This window comes from Shimia sp. (assembly GCF_049116215.1).
Taxonomy (GTDB): domain Bacteria; phylum Pseudomonadota; class Alphaproteobacteria; order Rhodobacterales; family Rhodobacteraceae; genus Shimia.
On the sequence record NZ_JAGDZB010000007.1, the window covers coordinates 213476 to 229340 of the forward strand.

17 protein-coding genes are annotated in these 15865 nt (G+C 57.3%); 8 read left to right on the forward strand and 9 right to left on the reverse strand.

The features are described from left to right. Positions 1–14: 14 nt before the first annotated feature. Together def (JXR15_RS19790) and def (JXR15_RS19795) are read right to left on the reverse strand one after the other, a co-directional pair. On the reverse strand, positions 15–509 hold the full coding sequence (gene def, locus JXR15_RS19790; RefSeq protein WP_422054920.1) for a peptide deformylase: 495 nt from the start codon (positions 507–509) through the stop codon (positions 15–17). Positions 510–566: 57 nt separating this feature from the next. Further along, on the reverse strand, positions 567–1079 hold the full coding sequence (def, locus tag JXR15_RS19795; RefSeq protein ID WP_422054921.1) for a peptide deformylase: 513 nt from the start codon (positions 1077–1079) through the stop codon (positions 567–569). 112 nt (positions 1080–1191) lie between these two features. Here def (JXR15_RS19795) and JXR15_RS19800 point away from each other — a divergent pair, with 112 nt between their 5' ends. Next, positions 1192–2364 carry a MalY/PatB family protein gene (locus JXR15_RS19800; RefSeq protein ID WP_422054922.1) on the forward strand — a complete coding sequence of 391 codons (1173 nt, stop codon included), beginning with the start codon at positions 1192–1194 and terminating at the stop codon, positions 2362–2364. 72 nt (positions 2365–2436) lie between these two features. Here JXR15_RS19800 and JXR15_RS19805 read toward each other — a convergent pair whose 3' ends face one another. Beyond that, positions 2437–2790, reverse strand: coding sequence for a hypothetical protein (locus JXR15_RS19805; protein WP_422054923.1), 354 nt, complete (start codon positions 2788–2790; stop codon positions 2437–2439). A gap of 212 nt (positions 2791–3002) precedes the next feature. Between JXR15_RS19805 and JXR15_RS19810 the strand changes: the two genes are divergently transcribed. The 5 genes from JXR15_RS19810 to JXR15_RS19830 all read left to right on the forward strand — a co-directional run bounded on the left by JXR15_RS19810 (position 3003) and on the right by JXR15_RS19830 (position 7585). Beyond that, positions 3003–3977 carry a glutathione S-transferase family protein gene (locus JXR15_RS19810; RefSeq protein ID WP_422054924.1) on the forward strand — a complete coding sequence of 325 codons (975 nt, stop codon included), beginning with the start codon at positions 3003–3005 and terminating at the stop codon, positions 3975–3977. 92 nt (positions 3978–4069) lie between these two features. Then, complete coding sequence (locus JXR15_RS19815) at positions 4070–5050, forward strand: threonine-phosphate decarboxylase (RefSeq protein WP_422054925.1); 981 nt, start codon at positions 4070–4072, stop codon at positions 5048–5050. Continuing rightward, complete coding sequence (gene cbiB / locus JXR15_RS19820; RefSeq protein ID WP_422054926.1) at positions 5047–5955, forward strand: adenosylcobinamide-phosphate synthase CbiB; 909 nt, start codon at positions 5047–5049, stop codon at positions 5953–5955. The genes JXR15_RS19815 and cbiB overlap by 4 nt, the downstream gene beginning before the upstream one ends. Before the next feature lie 65 nt (positions 5956–6020). Continuing rightward, the gene (locus JXR15_RS19825) at positions 6021–7193 is read left to right on the forward strand and encodes a lytic murein transglycosylase (RefSeq protein ID WP_422054927.1); all 1173 of its coding nucleotides are present in this window, start codon (positions 6021–6023) and stop codon (positions 7191–7193) included. Then, positions 7190–7585, forward strand: coding sequence for a hypothetical protein (locus tag JXR15_RS19830; RefSeq protein WP_422054928.1), 396 nt, complete (start codon positions 7190–7192; stop codon positions 7583–7585). Before JXR15_RS19825 ends, JXR15_RS19830 begins: the two co-directional genes overlap by 4 nt. Here JXR15_RS19830 and JXR15_RS19835 read toward each other — a convergent pair. Continuing rightward, positions 7576–7944: a hypothetical protein gene (locus tag JXR15_RS19835; protein ID WP_422054929.1), complete on the reverse strand. Its 369-nt coding sequence runs from the start codon at positions 7942–7944 to the stop codon at positions 7576–7578. The genes JXR15_RS19830 and JXR15_RS19835 overlap by 10 nt on opposite strands. Positions 7945–8077: 133 nt before the next feature. Next, positions 8078–11533: a chromosome segregation protein SMC gene (gene smc, locus JXR15_RS19840; RefSeq protein ID WP_422054930.1), complete on the reverse strand. Its 3456-nt coding sequence runs from the start codon at positions 11531–11533 to the stop codon at positions 8078–8080. A gap of 323 nt (positions 11534–11856) precedes the next feature. On the opposite strand from smc, the gene JXR15_RS19845 reads away from it, so the two are divergent. Next, on the forward strand, positions 11857–12315 hold the full coding sequence (locus JXR15_RS19845; RefSeq protein WP_422054931.1) for a GNAT family N-acetyltransferase: 459 nt from the start codon (positions 11857–11859) through the stop codon (positions 12313–12315). 78 nt (positions 12316–12393) lie between these two features. Beyond that, positions 12394–13161 carry a FadR/GntR family transcriptional regulator gene (locus tag JXR15_RS19850; RefSeq protein WP_422054932.1) on the forward strand — a complete coding sequence of 256 codons (768 nt, stop codon included), beginning with the start codon at positions 12394–12396 and terminating at the stop codon, positions 13159–13161. Positions 13162–13173: 12 nt separating this feature from the next. On the opposite strand, the gene JXR15_RS19855 is transcribed toward JXR15_RS19850, so the two are convergent. The 4 genes from JXR15_RS19855 to JXR15_RS19870 all read right to left on the reverse strand — a co-directional run bounded on the left by JXR15_RS19855 (position 13174) and on the right by JXR15_RS19870 (position 15779). Further along, positions 13174–14157: a calcium-binding protein gene (locus tag JXR15_RS19855; protein WP_422054933.1), complete on the reverse strand. Its 984-nt coding sequence runs from the start codon at positions 14155–14157 to the stop codon at positions 13174–13176. Between the two features lie 153 nt (positions 14158–14310). Then, positions 14311–14628 (reverse strand): DUF1244 domain-containing protein, encoded by a 318-nt coding sequence (locus JXR15_RS19860; protein WP_422054934.1) that lies wholly within the window; start codon positions 14626–14628, stop codon positions 14311–14313. 66 nt (positions 14629–14694) lie between these two features. Further along, on the reverse strand, positions 14695–14934 hold the full coding sequence (locus tag JXR15_RS19865; RefSeq protein ID WP_299425032.1) for a DUF6868 family protein: 240 nt from the start codon (positions 14932–14934) through the stop codon (positions 14695–14697). A gap of 104 nt (positions 14935–15038) precedes the next feature. Beyond that, on the reverse strand, positions 15039–15779 hold the full coding sequence (locus JXR15_RS19870) for an N-formylglutamate amidohydrolase (RefSeq protein ID WP_422054935.1): 741 nt from the start codon (positions 15777–15779) through the stop codon (positions 15039–15041). Positions 15780–15865 lie beyond the last annotated feature (86 nt).

Below are 15865 nucleotides of genomic sequence, written 5' to 3' on the forward strand. Positions count from 1 at the left end.
TCCTGCTCGTGAACTTAGCGGCGCTTCTGCGCCTTTTTGATCAGCATGGCGCGTTTGGTTTTGCTGAGGTGATCAAAGTACATCTTACCGTTGATGTGGTCGATCTGGTGCTGCACGGACGTAGCCCAAAGACCCACAAAGTCTTTTTCAACGATCTCACCATTCTCGTCCATGTAACGCACGGTCACGGCGCGGGGACGCGCGATCTTGGCGGAGACGCCCACCAGATTTGGGCTAGCCTCCTCATGCTCGCGCGGCTGCGCGGAGGCGTGCAGGATTTCCGGGTTGGCCATGCGGATGGCGGATTTGCCTTCTTCGGTGGCGTCCACCACGATCAGGCGCTTGAGCACGCCGATCTGGTTGGCGCCCATGCCAACGCCGGGCATAGCGTACATGGTGTCGATCAGATCGTCCCAGACCTGACGCACCTCATCGGTGATTGCGTCCACCGGTTCAGAGACTGTGCGCAGGCGCTTGTCAGGCCATGGAATACAAGTTCGAACAGTCATTTTATGTGCTCCAGCGACAAAGTGATCGGTGGCCTAACCGGCTAGTTCGGCCGCGCGTTATCCGCGGGCCAGCTCGCGTTTCATTTTCTGGCTCTTGCGCGTGATCATCTGACGTTTCATCGGGCCCAGGTAGTCGATGAACAGCTTGCCATTGAGGTGATCAATCTCGTGCTGCACGCAGGTCGCCCAGAGGCCGTCGAAGTCTTTTTCCTGAGGATTGCCTTCCATGTCGATCCAGCCAACTCGGACGGATTCAGGGCGGGTCACCTCGGCAAACTGTTCCGGAATCGACAAGCAGCCTTCTTCATAGACGTTCAGATCTTCGGAGCTGGACAGCACCTCAGGGTTAAACATCACCACCGGTTCAGGATCGCCGTCTTTGATGCAGTCCATCACGATCAAACGGTCCAGCACGCCAACCTGCGGCGCGGCCAGACCGATACCCGGCGCGTCATACATGGTTTCCAGCATGTCTTTGGCCAGATTGCGCAGATCGTCGGAGAGATCAGACACGGGTGCACAAACCTTTTTCAGGCGCGGATCGGGGTGGATGAGAATTGGTTTGATCATGGCCTCCATCTAGGACAGTCACGCCTTTTGCGCAACGGGGTAGCTTGCGGGCTTGCACCTGAGGCGCATTTCGCTAGCGTGCGGTTGCGTTGTTAAGCAAAGGACACCCGAAATGAACTTCGACGAGAACATCGACCGCTTTGGCTCCCATTCCGTGAAATGGGACATGATGGAAAAAATCTATGGTGTGTCCGCCGACGATGGGATCTCGATGTGGGTGGCTGACATGGATTTCCGTCCACCAGCCTGTGTTACTGACGCGATCAAAGGCATGATCAACACTGGCGTGTTTGGCTACTACGGCGACGATGCGGCCTATCGCGACGCGATACGCTGGTGGATGAAAGAGCGCCACAATTGGTCCGTCGAGCGTGACGAGATTTTCAGCACGCATGGTTTGGTGAATGGCACGGGCCTTTGTGTGGACACTTTCAGCGCGGTGGGCGACGGCGTTGTCCTGACCACGCCAGTGTATCACGCCTTTGCGCGGGTGATTAAGGCCGCGGGTCGCGAGGTTGTGGAGTGCGAGCTGGTCAACAACAACGGCCACTATGAAATGGACTTTGATGCCTGGGACGCGCAGATGAAAGGGCATGAGACCATGTTCATCCTCTGCTCCCCGCACAATCCAGGAGGCCGTGTGTGGACGCGGGAAGAGCTTCAGGGCGTGGCTGATTTCTGTAAACGCCACGATCTCATTCTGGTGAGCGACGAAATCCACCATGACCTTGTATATCCGGGCAAAACGCACATCCCGATGGTCAATGTCGACCCGAGCATTCTGGACCGTTTGGTGATGATGACTGCCACCACCAAGACGTTTAACATCGCCGGCGGGCTGACCGGAAATGTGATTATCCCGGATGAAAAGCTGCGCGCCAAATTCGCGGCACGGATGGCCGGACTTGGCGTATCCCCCAACAGTTTTGGCCTGTTCATGGCCGAGGCGGCCTATTCGCCGGAGGGCGCGGCTTGGGTTGATGGGTTGATTGAATACCTCGACGGCAACCGCAAGATTTTAGACACAGCGATCCAAAGCATTCCCGGCCTGTCATCCATGTCACTGGAAGCGACTTATCTGAGTTGGGTAGATTTTTCTGGCACAGGCATGAGCCGAGAGGATTTCACCAAGCGCGTGGAACAAGGGGCGCGCATTTGCGTGAACCACGGCCCGACGTTTGGCAAAGGCGGCGATGACTTTCTGCGCTTCAATATCGCCACGCCACGCGCGCGGGTGGAAGAAGCGGCCTCGCGATTGGCTGAGGCATTTTCAGACCTTCAGTAGGAATAAAGGTCGGGTAGTAAGAAACAAGGGCGGGGACTTCCCCGCCCTTTTGTTTGGTCATGAGGGATCCGATTAGTGCGGACGTCCCAGCAATCCGGCCGGGGTTGGCTCGCTCTGGTAATAGTCTACCGGCGCTTGATCCGTGACGGCTGTGGCGCGTTTGAACTCATAGTGCATTTCGCCGTCTTCTTCGTCGGTGGCAACCACCAGGCACTGCGAAATATGTTGGGAGCCGTCATAGAGATTCACGAGGCCGCGCAGGCGTGGCGCGGTTTCCGCATCCAGCGTAAATCCGTCATCCAGAAAACGCACGACCCGAACGCTGAAACCTCCAGCCTCAACACGCAGTCGATGGCGTTGCTTCAGCGCTTTTTTGCGCGCCATATCAAAACCAGCCTGCACTTCCGCAGAAAAATAAGTGCTCATGGGATTCTCCATCGTTCGTCTCACTGCATCTCACCATGCTGCACTGGTCAAGCGAAGATTTGGTAAACAGTCTGGTTCCTTAGCGGTAGCGTTTTAGGCGACGCCCGCTGTGCGTTGTGCAAATACGCGCAACACTCGCGCGGATGTGTTGGTTTTTTGAGAAGCAGCGCTGGCTTAGGTTGAGACCAACATAGACACAAAAGGAATGCGCGATGGGTTTGCTTGTAGACGGAAAATGGACCGACCAGTGGTATGACACCAAATCACATGGCGGCAAGTTTGTGCGCTCAGCAGCGCAGTTTCGCAACTGGATCACCGCTGATGGCAGTACCGGACCAAGTGGGAAAGCTGGGTTTAAAGCTGAGAGCGGGCGCTATCACCTCTATGTGTCGTATGCCTGCCCCTGGGCGCATCGCACGCTGATCTTCCGCAAGTTAAAAGGGCTTGAAGAGCACATCACCGTTTCTGCCGTACACCCGGATATGTTCAGCGAAGGCTGGACGTTTGAGACAGATGATCATGGCGCAACAGGGGACACGCTGTATGGGTTGAGCCACGCTCATAGTGTCTACACCAAAGCAGATCCGAGCTATTCCGGCCGTGTCACCGTGCCGATCCTCTGGGACAAGCAGCAGGAAACCATCGTGAGCAATGAAAGCTCCGAGATCATTCGCATGCTCAACAGCGCGTTTGACGCCGTGACCGGCAACACGTTGGACTTCTGGCCCGAAGGAGAGCGGGAGGCGATCGAAGAGGTCAACGAACGTATTTACGACACTTTTAACAACGGCGTGTACAAATGCGGGTTTGCGACCTCACAGGCAGCCTACGACGCCGCAGTTTATCCGCTGTTTGACACGCTGGACTGGCTGGAAGAACGTCTCTCTGAGACCCGCTACTTGATGGGGGATCAGATCACCGAGGCGGACTGGCGGTTGTTCACCACCTTGATCCGTTTTGATCCGGTCTACCACCTGCATTTCAAATGTAACCGCAAGCGGATTGTGGATTACCCAAATCTCTGGGCCTACACGCGTGAGCTGTACCAGGTATCCGGCGTGGCGGAGACGGTGAACTTCAAACACATTGTCGATCACTATCTGCGCAGTCACACCAGCATCAATCCAAATCAGATTGTGCCGATCAATCCGGTGATCGACTATGACGAACCACACGGGCGCGGCTAAATGGGTAAAACCTCACTGCGCTGGCAAGAAAGCTTGCGCAGTGAACATCATTTGCGGTACGCGCGCTTTGCAGCATCACAGCAGGGCGCGACATGACCACCTCCCCTCAATCGGCCACTCCGGAACAACGCGACCACGGCGGCGGGCTTGATGCCGCGAGGGATCAATGGGGCGGCAGCCGCGACAGTTGGCTGGATTTGTCAACCGGCATCAATCCAGTGCCTTACACCATGCCCCACATCCTCATGGACGATTGGGCGCGCCTACCCGACAAAGTGGCACAAAACGGTCTGCTGAAGGCAGCGCGTGCGTTTTGGAAGGTGCCGGATGGGGCGGCGATCCTCGCCGCGCCCGGCGCCTCTGCACTGATTGCGCGCATTCCGTCTTTGCTGGATCAAGGCAAGGTGCAGATTGAGACTCCAACCTACAATGAACACGCGGCCGCCTTTACAGCCCAAGGATGGCAACTGGGCAATGAAGCGCCCAATGCGCAGGTGGTTGTACATCCAAACAACCCAACCGGTCGCCTATGGTCCGTGGATGATCTCACCGCGCCCTTTGCCGTGATTGACGAGAGTTTTTGCGACGTCACGCCGGATTGGAGCATGATCCGTGTGACGGACCAACCTGGCCGGATTGTGCTCAAGAGTTTTGGCAAATTCTGGGGACTGGCAGGCGTGCGGCTTGGCTTTGCCATCGGTGCGCCGGAATTGATTGCGCAGTTGGCTGATCTCACCGGCCCCTGGGCTGTGTCCGGTCCCGCATTGACCATAGGCACCTCAGCTTTGCTCGAAACCGGCTGGGCACTGGAAACCCGCGAGCGGTTGCGCAAGGACAGTGACCGACTGGATCAATTGATGCAGATTGCCGGGGCAAGCCTGTCTGGTGGCACCAGCCTGTTTCGCTTGTATGAAGTGGACGATGCCGCCAAGTGGCAGAACCACCTTGCGCGATACCATATTTGGACCCGCATCTTCCCATATTCCAAAACCTATTTGCGGCTGGGACTGCCCGCGCCCGACCGTTGGGATCAAGTAGAACACGCATTGCGCATGATGGAGCATGAGTTTTGAGCACGGCAGGCATTCTGATAGGCGCGCTTCTTTTGGATGCCGTGTTTGGTGAGCCGCGGTGGCTGTGGCAAAGGGTGCCACACCCGGCCGTTCTCATGGGCAATGTGATTGGCCGCGCGGATCAGGACTACAACAACAGCATAAACCGCAAGGCCAAAGGCGTCATCGTGGTGATCGCACTTGTTCTTGCGGCATGGGTGGTGGGCGGCATCATCAGCCTATTTGGCTGGCTGCCGCAGATGCTTTTGGCGGCGGTTCTTTTGGCTCAGCGTTCGCTTGTGGAGCATGTAACAGCCGTTGGCGATGCCTTACGCCTGTCGTTGGGAGATGGGCGCATGATGGTGGCTCGGATAGTCAGCCGGGACACCAAAGCGATGGATCAAAGCGCCGTTGCACGTTCCGCCATTGAAAGCGGTGCCGAGAACCTGAGTGACGGGGTGATTGCGCCAGCATTTTGGTTCTTGATTGGGGGGCTGCCGGGGCTGTTGATCTACAAAATTGTGAACACCGCCGACAGTATGATTGGATACAAAACCGAGCACCACAAGGACTTTGGCTGGGCGGCAGCACGGCTGGATGATGTCCTCAACTGGGTGCCTGCGCGTCTCACAGCGGTGTTCATAGCCGCGACACATGCCGGATTGGGACAATGGAAGGCCATCAAGGCGGATACGAAATTGCACCGCTCTCCCAACGCAGGCTGGCCGGAAGCCGCCATGTCCCGCGCATTGGATTTGGCGGTGGCCGGGCCACGGTCATACCATGGCAAGATGCAGGACTTTCCCTATGTGAACCCCGAGGGCCGCAAGGAACTGGAGGCCGATGATGTGGATGCCTGTTGTCGCGCATTGTGGCTGACATGGGCCGCCGGATTGGCTTTGGTTGTGGGCCTGGCGCTGCTCTAGGTGCTTGCCCGAGGAGCAGGCTCTGGCTATGTCTGGGCAACATTTTGCACCATGAGGGTATTTGTATGCGTCTTTTGCCAGCGCTGACCGCGGCGTTCCTGACCGTCAGCACAGCCACCACAGCCGCCGCGCAATGCGGCGGGTCTTTTAACAACTTTGTCAACGGCCTAAAAAAAGAAGCCATGTCCAAAGCCTATTCTAAAGGCACCGTGGATAAGTTCTTTGCCAGCGCGCGACAGGACCCCAAAACCATCAAGGCAGACCGCTCCCAAGGTGTGTTCCAGATGCCGTTTCTGGATTTTTCCCAGCGTTTGATCAGCCAAAATCGAATTGATGTCGGCCGCAAAAAAGCCAAACAATACGCTTCGACCTTCAATCGGATCGAAAAGCAGTATGGCGTGTCGCGCGGTGTGCTTTTGGCCTTTTGGGCGTTTGAGACCGACTACGGCGCCTTCCAAGGCGATTTCAACACGCTGAATTCTCTGGTGACACTGGCGCATGATTGCCGCCGCCCCGACTTGTTCCGCCCGCAGGTGTTTGCCGCGCTGGAGCTTTACAAACGCGGCAACTTCAGCCCCACCAAAACAACAGGTGCTTGGGCCGGGGAGATTGGCATGGTGCAGATGCTGCCTGCGGACATTATTGAAAACGGTGTGGATGGCGACGGCGACGGCAAAGTCAGCCTGAAAACCTCGCCACAAGATGCGCTGATGTCCGGCGGCAAGATGCTGTCTCATCTTGGCTGGCGCAAAAATGAGCCGTGGCTGCAAGAGGTTGTGGTGCCGAGCAATCTGGATTGGTCCAAGTCTGGCTTGGACACCACTCTGCCTGCCAACCAATGGGCGAAGATGGGTGTAAAGCCACGCGAAGGCAAACTGGCCAACCTGCCGGCCTCGCTGCTGCTGCCACAGGGGCGCAAAGGTCCGGCGTTTTTGGCTTATCCAAACTACAGTGTGTATTTTGAGTGGAACAAAAGCTTCGTCTACGTGACCACGGCGGCCTATTTTGCCAACCGTTTGGAAGGCAAGGCACGCTACAATGCAGGCAACCCGGATCCCGGTCTGTCCAGCAACCAGATGAAACAGTTGCAGAAAAAGCTGAAGGCACGCGGTCATGACGTTGGCAAGGTGGACGGCATTCTGGGCAAACTGACCCGTCGTGCTGTTCAAGCAGAGCAAGTGCGTCTAGACCTGCCGGCAGACGCCTGGCCAACACCACAGTTGTTAAACGCGCTGTGAGTTTGGAAAACCTGCGCCCGCAGTACCACTTTCGAGAGGTTGGCGGGCGTATGCACATTTGGGACGTGCGCAAGCTGCTGCAGCGGGCCGAAACCTTGCCTGTCATTGACATCGCGCTGAGCGACATCCGGGAGCTGGATGAAAGCTATTGGTTTGATCCCACCAAACAGCTCGCAACCTGTCGGGCCGTTGGGGAACACCTAAAACTGGTGCAGGCGGCGGACCTTGCCTACCCGATCTTGCTCTGCACAGAACGCCGCGTCATGGATGGCATGCACCGGGTGGTAAAGGCTTATGTGGCAGGGCAAACCAGCATCACGGCGCGGCAACTCCCCCTGACGCCACCGCCAGATTACATCGACGTGTCGCCTGATGACCTGCCTTATGAATGAGCTTCGATCGCGCGCACTGGAAACCGCAGGCCATCTGCGGTCTGCATCACCAGTCGCCCACCATTCTCGACGATACGGTCACAGCGCTCCACGCCAGTGACAAAGGTCACACAAACCGTGCTGTTCTCGGTAACCTCCCAATGGCCATACCAGGTGCCGCCACCGCCATAGGTGTATTGGTACTGACCATTGCTTTCAAAAATCGACCGGCCGTCATCAAAAAACACCAAAGTCTGACCTGACAATTGCACCTTAAGCGATGGCGCATCAAATGGCACATCGCCCTTGTGCACCTTCCACTCCTGCGCCGCGCCGCTGGTGGCGACACTCAGCAATCCCAAAATCATCCATGTCCGCATCGCGCACCTCCTGCCCCACCCTAGACAGCGGTATGTTCACCTGCGCGTCACAATGCGGTGACTGCATTCTCATTCCCCAAATATTCCGGGGAGGAGGTCCACACCGTGGGCCGGAGGGGCTGGCTCCTCACCCTTACGCCACCAAAGTCTCTGCCGCTTTGAGATCTACAGACACCAATTGGCTCACGCCCTGCTCCACCATGGTCACACCAAACAGCCGGTCCATGCGGGCCATAGTCACCGCGTGGTGGGTGATGATCAAGAAGCGGGTGTTTGTCCGGCGGCACATCTCGTCCAACAGGTCACAAAAACGCGTCACATTGGCATCATCCAAAGGCGCGTCGACCTCGTCCAGCACACAAATCGGAGCTGGGTTGGCGAGGAAGACCGCAAAAATCAGAGCCATCGCGGTTAGGGTTTGCTCGCCACCAGACAACAGTGAGAGGGTGCTGAGCTTCTTGCCGGGTGGCTGGCACATGATCTCAAGACCCGCTTCCAGAGGGTCGTCACTTTCCACCAGCACCAGATTGGCCTCGCCGCCGCCAAAAAGGTGGCGGAACAACAGCGAAAAGTTGGAGTTCACCTGCTCAAAAGCAGTCAGAAGACGTTCGCGCCCCTCTTTGTTCAGACTGGCAATGCCATTGCGCAGGGTGCGGATGGCCTCCTCCAGATCGGCCTTCTCACTGACCAACCCGTCGTGCTCTTCCTGCACTTCTTTGATGTCCTCTTCGGCGCGCAGGTTCACCGCGCCAAGGCTGTCACGTTGGCGTTTCAGGCGGTTCACGTCATTCTCGACGGTCTCGGAATCCGGCATCTTGTCCGGATCCACGTCCAACCGCTCCAAAAGCGCGGCAGGCCCGACCTCCTGCTCTTCCATGATGCGCTCTGCCGCATAGGCCACTGTTTCACGGGCGGCATCCGCACGGGCTTCGGAGCGGGCGCGGGCCTCACGGGCTTCGCTGGCAAGACGCTCGGCGTCCCGTTCGTTGTGCTCAGCTTCCCGCAGGGCAGATTCGGCTTCCGCCAGCACATCGGAGGCGGCGCGACGGCGCTCTTCCGCAGCTTCAATGGCTTCGGTGAGTTCTTCGCGCTTTTCTGCAATTTCCTCCGGCGCTGCTCCGGCCTCGATCAGCTCTTCCTCGGAGGCGTCTTTGCGTTCCGCCAGCTCATTCATTCGTTTCTCGGCGGTTTCGAGACGGTGGCGCCAGCCGCTGACCTCTTTCATGACCTCTTGGGTGCGTTTTAGTCGGGCCTCACCTTCGCGACGCAGCTCGTCATGGGCGGAGCGACGGGTCATCATCATGATGCGTGCGCCTTCCACGGTCATCTTGATGTCTTCAACCTCTTGGCGCGCTGCGTCCAGATCACCCAGATCGGATAACGCCCGCTGCGCCTCTTGGAATTGCTGGCGGGCGGCCATGGCTTCTTCTTCGTGGCGCGTCACGGCCAAGCCGAGGCTTTCCAGCCGGCCTTCGGCCAGGTTCCGGTCGGCTTCAGCGCGAGACAAGGCACGATTGGCATCTGCCACCGCGCGATCCGCAGCGCGGCGGGCTTCACGGGCGGATTGGTCCACGTTGGCGAGTTCCCGCAGGCGGGTTTGCAACGTCTCATGGGCGTCAACAGCGCCATCTGAACGCGCAGTCGCGCGGGCCATGGCCTGTTTGAGTTCTTCCAATCGGTTAAGCTGTTGCAGCCGCAGCGCAGCTGCGCTTGGCGCATCTTCCGCCCATGCGCGGTAGCCATCCCAGCGCCAGAGGTCTCCCTCAAGCGAGACAAGCCGTTGGCCAGGCTTTAGGAGTGGTTGCAAGCTTAAGGCATCTTCGTTGGACACCAGTCCAATTTGGCTCATGCGACGCTCAAGCACCTCTGGCACAGAGACGTGCTGCACCAGTGAGGTCACCCCTTCTGGCAGCGGCTGAACCTCGCCATATTGCGGCAACACATACCAACCGGATGGGCCATCTTCCTCAACTTCTGGCGCACGCAGGTCGTCAGCCATGGCCGCGCCCAGCGCTTTTTCAAACCCCTGTTGCACTTGCAGACGGTCGAGAATTTGACCGCCTTCAGCTGTGTCACGTTCAACCAACTTGGCCAGTGCGGTGGTTTCGGCGCGCAGAGCGTTAAGCTCACCTTCGGCCTCGGAGCGTTCTGCGCGGGCATCGGCTTCACGAGATTGCGTTTCGGCGCGCTCTTCTTCGACCTCGGCCAAACGCTCCTCTGCGTCTTGCGCAGCCTCTATGGCTTCTTCTTCCGCCTCACGGGCCAGCTCAAGTTCTTCTCCGGCGCGGGACAACGCGTCGTTGGACTCCGCTACCGCGGCACGGGCTTTTTCAGCCTCAGCTTCGCTTTTGTCTTGGGTTTTTTGACTGTCATCCAGCAATCGCTGCGCCGATTGGTGACGGGCAGACAGCCGCGCCACATCTTCAGTCAGTTGAGACAGGTCGGCCTCGCGCTCTTGCAACACACTGGCTGCTTCGCGGCTTTCGTCCTGTGCGGCTTCAAGCTTGTCGTCATGCCCCTCGCTTGCCTTGGCAAGCTCACGTTGTTCCCATTCCAGGCGCTCAATGGTTTCTTCGGCGTCCCGGTTCAAACCTGCCTCGCGTTCCATGTCGCGGGCCAGCTGTAAAATACGGTTCTTAAGCGTTTCGATGACTTGAAGCGCATGGGACTCCTGATCGTTCAGGCTGTCGCGTTGCACCTGCAAGCGTTGCAAAACCGCTGAGGCAATGGCTTCTTCTTCGCGTTTACTGGGCAGCACCTCATCGCGGGCCTGACGTTCTTTTGCAGCGGTTCGTGCGAGCACTTCTGCCTGGGCCGCTTGCGTGGTGCGTGTTTTGAGCTCGTCATCCGCCGTGGCGCGGGCATCATCCGCTTCCCGCCACCGGCGATACAGCAACATGCCTTCGGCCTGGCGCAACTCATCGCCAATGGCGCGATAGCGTGCAGCTTGGCGGGCCTGACGGGAGAGCTGGGCCAATTGGCTGGCCAATTGCTCAATCACATCATCCACACGGGCCAGATTTGTTTCAGCTCCTTTGAGCTTTAGCTCGGCTTCGTGGCGGCGTTGGTAGAGGCCCGAAATACCAGCTGCTTCCTCCAGAATACGGCGGCGGGCTTTTGGTTTGGCGTTGATAAGCTCCGCAATCTGACCCTGACGGACCAACGCGGGAGAATGGGCACCGGTAGACGCATCCGCAAACAACATCTGCACGTCCCGGGCACGCACATCATTGGCATTGACCTTATAGGCGCTACCAACATCGCGGGTGATACGACGGACAATTTCCAACGCATCGTCATCGTTGAAACCCGCCGGTGCAAGACGTTCGGAATTGTCGATTTGCAAAGACACTTCGGCAAAATTGCGGGCTGGTCGGGTCGACGTGCCAGCGAAGATCACGTCCTCCATGCCACCGCCACGCATCGCCTTGGGGCGGTTCTCCCCCATCACCCAACGAAGCGCCTCCAGCAGGTTCGACTTACCGCAGCCATTTGGGCCCACAACACCGGTCAGACCATCCGCGATGATCAGATCCGTGGGGTCCACAAAGCTTTTGAAGCCTGTCAGTCTAAGTTTGGAGAAGCGCAAAGTGCGGGTGGTCCTGTGATTCTTTCAGATTAAGAGACTCTGCAAAGGGCTCTTGCGGTGAGTCAACGGCAAACCACAGGATATGGCTCTTGCAGTACAGTTATCCACAAGATATTGGCAATTTCGGTACAAATCCAAGGTTCACCGCCGCGCTGTGCGCCAAACAGCTGGCGGAGTTTCTCAATCAGCCCTGCATCGATCGCCTAATTCTTAGGCATTACTTGTGCAGTTTTACACCCCATGTGAGACGCATTGGGTTGGCGACTAGACAGTCCCTTTAGAGGGTGACACATCTTTTGCGGATCGATCGAAAGGAGGACGATATGAGCACCATCCGAGTGGCCTTAGGCAATCCACGTGACGCGCAAGCAACGGCGCTTCTGCGTGCCAGCCATGCCTTGATGCAGGCGCTGTTCAGCGCAGAGGACAATCACTTCCTGTCGATCGATGACCTTTGTGCGCCCAATGTGTGTTTCTTTGTCGCCAAGGAAGGTGACACCTCATTGGGGTGCGTCGCGCTGGCTTTGAAAGAGGACTACGCCGAGATCAAATCGATGTTTGTGCATCCGGATGCGCGCGGGAAAGGCATTGCCCATAAGTTGATGCAGGCGATTGAGGCCGAGGCGCGAGCCCATAGTATTGCCGAGATGAAGCTGGAAACCGGTGACACGCTGCATCAGGCGCACAGTCTGTATCGTGCGCATGGCTATATCGATTGCGGGCCGTTTGGCGACTACGAAGAGAGCCCCGCCTCTCTGTTCATGACCAAAACCTTGGCCTGATTGCTCTCTCCGCAGGGGCTTGCACGTTGGGACACCGCGTGGTCAAATTATGTGACCAGTTACGCGGGGCCAATTTCTATGCCATTTCAAAAAGTTCAGCCGGAAAAACTCTCCACCTCCGTGGTGCGCCAGATTGAGCTGTTGATTTTACGCGGCATTTTGCGCCCAGGAGAGCGTTTGCCTGCGGAGCGGGAACTCAGCGACCGATTGGGTGTGTCACGGCCCAGCTTGCGCGAGGCTATCTCGACTTTGCAGGACAAAGGCTTGTTGATCTCCAAAGCAGGGGCCGGGATTTTTGTGGCAGATGTGTTGGGCAGCGCCTTTTCAGAGTCGTTGGTACAGTTGTTTTCAGCACATGATGAGGCAGTGTTTGACTACATTGCGTTCCGTCGCGACATGGAAGGCCTTGCTGCGGAGCGCGCCGCAACCTTGGCCAGCGACACAGATTTGCAAGTGATCCAAGCGGTTTTTGACAAGATGGAAGCGGCGCATCCAAAGCGCAATCCGTCTGATGAAGCGCAGCTGGATGCGGACTTTCATCTCGCCATCATTGAGGCGAGTCACAATGTAATCATGCTGCATATGATGCGGTCGATGTATCAGCTGTTGCGGGAAGGCGTGTTCTACAACCGCATGATCATGTTCAAGCAACGCACCACGCGGGGCGAGTTGCTGGAGCAGCACCGGGCGATCAATACCGCGCTACAAGCGCGGGACGCAGAAGCATCCCGAAAAGCGGTGATTGAACATCTGGATTATGTGGAAACCGCTCTGACCAACTTCAAAAAGTCCACACAGAACGAAGCGATTGCCAAACAGCGCTATGAGCATGAATTGAGCCGCTAAAGACGCGGGCAGTTAGGCGGTGTAGTCTAGGATCACTTTCAGCAGGTCCACATCCTCAGCGGTCATGTTTTCCAAGATCACGGCCGGTTCCTGATCCAGCGTAACCACCGAGCCGTCTACCGTATGTGAGCCGGACAGCAGAATTGTGATGGTTTCGGTGTCGGCATCATAGCTGGCTTCCCATTCCATCACAGCATCATTGCCAAAATCGCTGGCCGAGAAGGTCACCGTTTCTGTTGCCGCATCGAGGTCGGCAATCACCACCTCTTCGCGAGTGTCGTCAAACTCAAAAGCCACGGCGAAGGCATCGACGCCATCGCCACCGACGAGGGTATCGCCATTGTCCCCAATCAGGACATCGTCCCCAAAGCCACCGTGTAGAGCATCCGCCGAGGCGTCCGCCAAACTTGGATGCGCGCCAACAAGGGTGTCATCGCCGGTGCCCCCCAACAACGTGTCAGCTCCCTCATAGTCGCGGATCAAATCGTTGCCAGCGCCGCCGCGCACCAGATCGTTCCCACTGTCCTCAAACCCGAGCTCCTGCGCGCCGATGCCATCGTAAATGTCGTCGTTGTCGCCCATGACAATGGTATCGTTGCCCGCGCCGCCTGAGATCGCATCTTCACCGGCCCCTCCGAGGACGTAGTCACCGCCTGCGCCGCCGCTCAACACATCGCTGCTGGCGCCGCCAACAATCGTGTCATCGCCATCGCCGCCATCGATCCAGTCAACACCATTGTTGCCGCGCAGATCATCGTTTCCGACCCCACCAATGACGGTGTCGTCGGCATCATCACCTTCAAATGTGTCGCTTGTGTCAGAGAGTGTCGCCGCATCTGCGGCGTCGAGGAGCTGTTGCTGACTAGGCATAAATCCGCTGTCGGCCTCATCCTCCGGCGTATCCGCAGTGGCCTCGTCTGGTATTGCGTAGCTGCCCAAAACATCCGCCATCATGCCCACGCCAAAAATCGCGGTAATTGCCAAAAGTCCCAACATTGCTCTTGTCCTCAATACAGCTCTCACGGCTTTGAGTAAGAGAATATTAACCAAGTTTGACGGGATTGAGGCAGGGGTGTGCTGCTTTCTGGCCACCACCGGCGCAACAAAAAAGGCCGCCGAAGCGACCTTTTTGTACGATAAATACGCCGATCAGGGTTTGTCTGTCCCGACATTCTCCGCAAAAGCTTTTTCGAAGTCCTTTTGCTTTTCCGGGCTGGCGTCGGTTTGATAGTTAGCCTTCCACTCGTCCATGGTCATGCCATAATAGATCTCGCGGGCCTCATTTTTGTCCATCTCGATACCACGCTCGTTGGCCGCTTCCTGATACCAGCGAGACAGGCAGTTGCGACAGAACCCGGCGAGGTTCATCATGTCGATGTTTTGCACATCCGTGCGTTTTTCCATCAGGTGTTCACGCAAAGTGCGAAAGGCGGCCGCTTCGAGTTCGATCTGAGTTTGCTTATCCATGGCTGTCCTCCGGGAGCAATTGCTTTGGGCAATGGGTAGCAACCGGAGGGGCGTTGAGCAAGCGTGTCACATGATCGTCAGAGCGAGCCAGGGAACCAGAGCAAACACAAAGATCAACAGCTTGTAGGTGCCAAGCCACTGGAAATAGAGCGGCGCCAGGGTGTCTTTCTCAACACCGGTGATCCGCGCGTGCACATCAGTGATCCAACCGCGCAGGCCGTAAATCATGCAGGTTGCAAAGAGCAGCACGCCGATGTGAATGACCGCGGTCCATCCAAAGAAGGCGGTAAGGGTTGCTTGGGTCATGTCAGCCTCCTTTCAGCTGTTAAATTTCCCACTGCATATATGGGCACTCAAGTACCGCATGACCAGAGCCCACACTTTGGAATTCGCGCCGAAACTTGCGTTTTTCAGCCAAGTTTCGCCAAAGTATTCTGCAAGATAGGCGCCAAGCGCTCAGCCCAGGTAGATTGCGTTTCCGGCGTATCAATTTCGTCGTGACGCAGCTCAATCAAAGCGTTCAAGCGCCCTGGCTGAAATGCGTGTTGATCGATGCTGTCTCCCGGCAGCCAACCGTTGTAGGGCTCGTTGTCTCCGACAGTCAGGTCACCCTCCTGCTCCAGCTCGGCAATCAGGGCTTTGCCAAACCGGTCTTCTTGCGGGGCGTGCAGGACGCCGATTTCCCACGGGCGCGGCGCACGGCCGTTGAGCTTGGGAGAAAAGCTGTGCATGGCGATGATCACCACATTGTCACGTTCGGCCGCCAGGCTTTCGAGCGCGTTATGATACGGCAGATAATGCGCGGCTTTGCGGCGTTCGATTTCGGCATCGTCAACGTCACGATTGCCGGGAATGATTGTGCCATCATAAAGACGCATGACCAGTGTTGGGTCATCCGCGCCACGGTTCGGGTCAATGCAAAGCCGAGACCAGTTGGTACAGATCACCGGCGCGTCCAACAGCTCGCCCAAACGCAAGGATGTCCCACGTGCGCCCACATCATAGGCGATGTGTCGGGACATATCGGAGGGATCAAGGCCCAGGTCTCCGCCACTGATGTCCTCAGGCACAAAATTGGAGGCATGATCCACGGTGATCAGCCAGCGCGAGCGGCGCTCTGCGCCGTAGATGGAAAACGGTGTATATGTCATGGGCCTGTCATTGCTTTCTGATCAGACTTAGGTCAGTTCTGGCACAAAGTGAATTGGGTACAGGTTCACCTTGTATTTGTTAGCGT

Excerpts from the sequence above, each read along its gene's own strand:
- JXR15_RS19845 (WP_422054931.1), top strand. The coding sequence starts at position 11,857 with ATGAGCACCATCCGAGTGGCCTTAGGCAATCCACGTGACGCGCAAGCA.
- JXR15_RS19835 (WP_422054929.1), bottom strand. The coding sequence starts at position 7,944 with ATGCGGACATGGATGATTTTGGGATTGCTGAGTGTCGCCACCAGCGGC.
- JXR15_RS19805 (WP_422054923.1), bottom strand. The coding sequence starts at position 2,790 with ATGAGCACTTATTTTTCTGCGGAAGTGCAGGCTGGTTTTGATATGGCG.
- JXR15_RS19810 (WP_422054924.1), top strand. The coding sequence starts at position 3,003 with ATGGGTTTGCTTGTAGACGGAAAATGGACCGACCAGTGGTATGACACC.
- def (WP_422054921.1), bottom strand. The coding sequence starts at position 1,079 with ATGATCAAACCAATTCTCATCCACCCCGATCCGCGCCTGAAAAAGGTT.
- JXR15_RS19815 (WP_422054925.1), top strand. The coding sequence starts at position 4,070 with ATGACCACCTCCCCTCAATCGGCCACTCCGGAACAACGCGACCACGGC.
- def (WP_422054920.1), bottom strand. The coding sequence starts at position 509 with ATGACTGTTCGAACTTGTATTCCATGGCCTGACAAGCGCCTGCGCACA.
- JXR15_RS19855 (WP_422054933.1), bottom strand. The coding sequence starts at position 14,157 with ATGTTGGGACTTTTGGCAATTACCGCGATTTTTGGCGTGGGCATGATG.
- JXR15_RS19850 (WP_422054932.1), top strand. The coding sequence starts at position 12,394 with ATGCCATTTCAAAAAGTTCAGCCGGAAAAACTCTCCACCTCCGTGGTG.
- JXR15_RS19800 (WP_422054922.1), top strand. The coding sequence starts at position 1,192 with ATGAACTTCGACGAGAACATCGACCGCTTTGGCTCCCATTCCGTGAAA.
- JXR15_RS19870 (WP_422054935.1), bottom strand. The coding sequence starts at position 15,779 with ATGACATATACACCGTTTTCCATCTACGGCGCAGAGCGCCGCTCGCGC.
- JXR15_RS19865 (WP_299425032.1), bottom strand. The coding sequence starts at position 14,934 with ATGACCCAAGCAACCCTTACCGCCTTCTTTGGATGGACCGCGGTCATT.
- JXR15_RS19860 (WP_422054934.1), bottom strand. The coding sequence starts at position 14,628 with ATGGATAAGCAAACTCAGATCGAACTCGAAGCGGCCGCCTTTCGCACT.
- JXR15_RS19825 (WP_422054927.1), top strand. The coding sequence starts at position 6,021 with ATGCGTCTTTTGCCAGCGCTGACCGCGGCGTTCCTGACCGTCAGCACA.